Raw genomic sequence first — 3,387 nt, forward strand, 5'->3', positions numbered from 1 at the left:
CTAGCCGTGGCTTACCCCAACCGATTCGCGGATTACTTGTAAACCAAGCCCCCGCACACAAAGAAACGGACACTCTCATTGCTTCAGTTTGGGGACCATATCTGGATCACTGATCCCCCAGAAGCGGTAAAACTCACTGCTGATCTGGCTAATGAACTTGCGAAACGACATAGTGGGACCACAAGTCCTGGATCATAGAGACCATTGATGGGCATCGGGATACCGTCGTAACACCTCTGCTGAAACGGAAAGAAGTGCGCTAACAAACTAAGAGCCCTCGAGAGTCTGGGGTTGCCCGCAATTTGTGGACACGTAGTGGAGCTACCTAGTGGTGAGGCAGCTATTTCTTTTCTGTTTGTGGTTAGACCAATTCGGTTCTCGAAGTCGACGGGGCTGGCCATCCCGAGTGCTTCAGTGCCGGCGCCGACGGTTGTAGACGACTTCAATCCAGTAGGCAACGGCCTTCCGTGCGGCATCACGGCATCGCCATCATTGGCGACCAGCACTTGTCATTCCGTGTTTGGTGCACACCCGCTTTAGATGGGGCATCGAGGAGGATTCCTATTCATCCTCTCATGGTGAACCTAGGCAGCTAACACACCGGCACTCCACCGGGGTATTTAAGGACCCAGACTGGGTTATCCCTCCAGATAAGTGAAATCATCCTAATAGCAACGCGCCAGAATGGCTAACCATCTAACCTCGCCAACACATCGTTTCGTTTAGACCGAACTTTCTTTGCTCCAAGATCGTAGCAATTCGAGCAGTTCATCCTGTTGTGTACTGGACAGGTGGTTGAGTGCTTTTCGCTCAGCTGTGGCATGGGCTTCAACGATGGACATTATTCGGTCGCGTCCTTCTGGCGTTAGTGTCAGAGTTTTTCCTCGCTTATCGCTGAGATTTATTTCTTCATCAATGAGTCCTTGCTTCTTGAGCTTGTTAAGTCTTCCGGTAATTCCGGCCTTTGACAGAAGTAGGTCGTGTGCAAGTTGTCCCGGGGTGATGTTTTCCTGGCGGAGGATCGTTGCTAGAACATCGAAGTCGCCTGGAGCTAATTCAGCTTGTTCATGGATGGTCGTCACTTCGTTTTTGATTGCTCTTAACAGATGGGTGAGGCGAAGAGTTGTTTCCATTGCATCCACATCGACGTGGGGATTTATCCTCGCCCATTTGTTCATGGCTGTGGAGATGGGGTCCATTTTGTTCCTTTCGGGTTGCTGAAACTTAGTGTAGCGCTTGACAAAAGAAGTTCGGTAGCGAACTATATAGTTTGTCAGCGAACAATCTATGGAGATTTGAGATGTTAATTTCTGAACCCGAAATAGTGGCAGATGCTTCCTCCTCTCGCCTTCCGAAGGCAAGATTGCTGGTGGATGCCTCGGATGCAAAAGGAAATGTAAGTGTACAAAACATTCAACTTTTTGATGGGGGCGAGGGAGCCGTCCCACATTTTCATAGGATTTCGTGTGAGTTCTTCTACGTCACTAAAGGGGAGCTGGAGTTTTGGGAGGATGGCCAAATTTACCAGCTAGGCGCGGGTGATTGCGCATTGGTTCTTCCGGGAGTTCCTCATGCTTTTGGAGCCGCTAAGGGTAGCGACGCGGATGTACTGGTAACTATCGCACCCGGTGTGGAGAGGTTTGAGTATTTCCGTATCTTGGGCGGGATAGTGAGTGGCAAGGTTCCTGAAGATGAGCTTGCCCGTCGAGAAGATGAATTCGATACGTATTTTGTGGATGCACAAGATTGGAGAGCGCATAGAGGAGGATAGGGATCCAGAATCTACGCTGCTTGCACTCTGGATGAAGGGGGGCGGACTGCGAGTGCCTTAGAGGATTGATTATTGCCAAACATGTCAAATCGGAATTCGAAAGCAGATATGCCAGTCCTACAATTGGCAGGGTTAGCGTTTGCCGCTTTCTTGGCCATAATGACCGAGACCATTCCTACGGGGGTTTTGGTTGATATGGGTGAGTCCTTTGGAACGACAACGGGAAAAGTAGGACAGTTTCTAACCGTTTATGCAGCTGGATCTGTGGTGGCTGCAATACCGGTGATGGCGGCAACTCGAAAAATGCCGCGTAAGCGTCTTTTGGTTATAGCTATCATGGGGCTTGGCGTTTTCAACGCTCTCACTGCTATTACTTCGTATTTGTGGTTAGCCTTTTTTGCTAGGTTTCTTGCCGGTATGGCCGGAGGTGTCGTTTGGGGTCTTGTGGCAAATTACGCTCGGAGTTTAGTCAGTTCGGAAAACGAAGGTCGCGCACTTGCCATTATCGGTTTTGGGCAGCCTTTGGCCTTAGCTTGTGGAGTCCCGCTTGGTGCATTAGGGGGTCAACACTTTGGTTGGAGGTTGACGCTTGGCATGCTAACAGTCGCATCCATCGTTTTAGCGTTATGGATTACGTTTGCAGTTCCTTCCCGGCCGGGACCTGTTGGAGATGGCCCAGGAGCCAATGTTCTTAAGAGATCGATTTTGATGCCTGGTGTGATGGGGGTGCTTGTAGCGCTTTTCGGCTGGACAGTAGCGCACAACATGGTTTACACGTACATTCAACCTTTAACCAGTGGTGTGGGAATAGCTCTTGGAATAGATGTTGTGCTTCTATTTTTTGGGATTTCTGCGGGGATCAGTATTTTACTTACTGCTGTCGTTGTAGATAAGAGATTGTTTCTGACTGGTCTAATCTCAGGAGCGTTGATGCTTTTAGGATTCTTGCTTTTGTCGGTACCGGCAGCTCCCAACTATTTTTTCATTTCAGGAATAGTCGTCTGGGGACTGGGATTTGGTGGTGCACCGACAGTTCTGCAGACTGCTTTAGCCAGAAATACAGTTAACTTGGCAGACATTGCACAGTCCTTTTTCGTTACTATCTTCAATCTTGGTGTAGGTATCGGTGGTGCGGTCGGTGGGGCAGTATCGAGTCTTTGGGGTGCTTCTGCTCTTAGTATTGGTGCAGGGGTGGTGTGTGTCTTGGTTTTCGGATTGCTCGTTGTAAGGAGTAGAGATTTTGGAAGGCAGCTTTGAGAGCTAGGCCACACACTTAGGTCGGGAAGAGCAGTCTTCGCTGCTCTCCGCCCAACTTTGCAACAACACCGTTCATTTCGCCCAATCGATGAAAGTCATTAGCACAAACAAAAGTGACCTTAACTAACTGCTCTAGTTAAGGTCACTTTTCTTGCATCATGATTTTACGATTTAATTACGCTCAAACCGTAAACGGACGTCCATAGTCAATGTCCTCATTACTCTTTTCCTGGAACGGAGCTAAAAGGTAGCGGCTTTTCCATGGGCAAGGAACTCTCCACATGAAGCGTCCTGGGTTTAGTTCCTACCTCAGCTAAGGAAGGATTGAACTATGCCTAGAAAGTATTCCGTCGAGTTCA

3 protein-coding genes are annotated in these 3,387 nt (G+C 49.0%); 2 read left to right on the top strand and 1 reads right to left on the bottom strand.

Going from position 1 to position 3,387, the window contains the following annotated elements:
• Positions 1–722: 722 nt before the first annotated feature.
• The gene (locus QP909_RS11545) at positions 723–1,199 is read right to left on the bottom strand and encodes a MarR family winged helix-turn-helix transcriptional regulator (protein ID WP_005323677.1); all 477 of its coding nucleotides are present in this window, start codon (positions 1,197–1,199) and stop codon (positions 723–725) included.
• Positions 1,200–1,300: 101 nt separating this feature from the next.
• On the opposite strand from QP909_RS11545, the gene QP909_RS11550 reads away from it, so the two are divergent.
• Both QP909_RS11550 and QP909_RS11555 read left to right on the top strand, forming a co-directional pair.
• Positions 1,301–1,771, top strand: a complete 471-nt coding sequence (locus QP909_RS11550; RefSeq protein ID WP_005323679.1) for a cupin domain-containing protein — start codon at positions 1,301–1,303, stop codon at positions 1,769–1,771.
• Positions 1,772–1,879: 108 nt separating this feature from the next.
• Positions 1,880–3,028 (top strand): MFS transporter, encoded by a 1,149-nt coding sequence (locus QP909_RS11555; RefSeq protein ID WP_023020231.1) that lies wholly within the window; start codon positions 1,880–1,882, stop codon positions 3,026–3,028.
• Positions 3,029–3,387: the final 359 nt, after the last annotated feature.

Source organism: Corynebacterium sp. MSK195 (genome assembly GCF_030228885.1).
Taxonomy (GTDB): Bacteria; Actinomycetota; Actinomycetes; order Mycobacteriales; family Mycobacteriaceae; genus Corynebacterium.

Excerpts from the sequence above, each read along its gene's own strand:
- QP909_RS11545 (WP_005323677.1), bottom strand. The coding sequence starts at position 1,199 with ATGGACCCCATCTCCACAGCCATGAACAAATGGGCGAGGATAAATCCC.
- QP909_RS11550 (WP_005323679.1), top strand. The coding sequence starts at position 1,301 with ATGTTAATTTCTGAACCCGAAATAGTGGCAGATGCTTCCTCCTCTCGC.
- QP909_RS11555 (WP_023020231.1), top strand. The coding sequence starts at position 1,880 with ATGCCAGTCCTACAATTGGCAGGGTTAGCGTTTGCCGCTTTCTTGGCC.